This is a genomic window from Exiguobacterium sp. s150, assembly GCF_018618435.1.
In the GTDB taxonomy this organism is placed as follows: Bacteria; Bacillota; Bacilli; order Exiguobacteriales; family Exiguobacteriaceae; genus Exiguobacterium; species Exiguobacterium alkaliphilum.
The window spans coordinates 1-1,012 of record NZ_JACSMC010000076.1; the positions used below are offsets into that span (position 1 = coordinate 1).

1 protein-coding gene is annotated in these 1,012 nt (G+C 62.1%); it reads left to right on the top strand.

Annotation, left to right across the window (positions count from 1 at the left end):
- Positions 1 to 67 precede the first annotated feature (67 nt).
- The gene (locus tag KNP76_RS15580; protein WP_214845043.1) at positions 68 to 1,003 is read left to right on the top strand and encodes an IS30 family transposase; all 936 of its coding nucleotides are present in this window, start codon (positions 68 to 70) and stop codon (positions 1,001 to 1,003) included.
- Positions 1,004 to 1,012: the final 9 nt, after the last annotated feature.

Below are 1,012 nucleotides of genomic sequence, written 5' to 3' on the forward strand. Positions count from 1 at the left end.
AAAGCCCATAGCGACGGCCTCGTGTAGAATGAAGTTACCACACAAACATTCAGACGGAGGAATCGCTATGAGCTACACCCATCTTACCACAGCCGAACGCGTGAAAATAGAGACCTACCTGGAGCTCGGGATGTCCGTACGGTCCATCGCGAGACGGCTCGGGCGACAGCCCTCGACCGTCTCGCGGGAGATCAGACGGAACCCCGGCTACACGGCCGAACGCGCACAGGAGCGCTACGCCAATGCGAAGCGAAACTGCGGCGCCAAGACGAAGCTCGACGACATGATGCGCCGGACGATCATCGAGAAGCTGCGGGCGACCTGGTCCCCGGAACAGATAGTGGGTCGTCTCTTCGACGGGAAAATCGCCTTCTCGACCATCTATCGTTGGATCTATTCGAGGCTGATCGACGTACCGGTGACCGTGCTCCGCCAAAAGGGCAAGCGCCAGAAACCGATAGAGACACGTGGTCGGTTCAACATCGGTCTGTCCATCGCCAAACGTCCGAGAGAGGTGCGCACACGCGAGACATTCGGCCACTGGGAGCTCGACACCGTCGTCTCCGGGCGTGGGAAGTCGAGGGCGTGCGTCGCGACGTTCATCGAGCGAAAGAGCCGGTTCTACATCGCCCTGCCGATCACCGACCGCAGCGCGGCCTCGATGGAGGAGGCGATCCACACGGTCCACGCGGCCTTCCCAGCGGGCACGTTCAAGACGGCGACGACGGACCGGGGCAAGGAGTTCAGCTGTCACGAGCGCGTCCGGGCGACACTCGGCGTGCCGATGTATTTCGCCGACCCGTACTCGTCGTGGCAGCGCGGCAGCAACGAGAACGCCAACGGCCTCCTGCGCGAGTTCTTCCCGAAAGGATCGGACTTTGCGACGGTCGGCCAAGGCGAGGTCGTGGACGCGCTCGCCAAGATCAACGGGCGGCCGAGGAAATGTCTGGGCTGGAAGACCGCACACGAGGCCTTCACGGAGGAAGTGTTGCGCTTAATTTGACAAACCGTC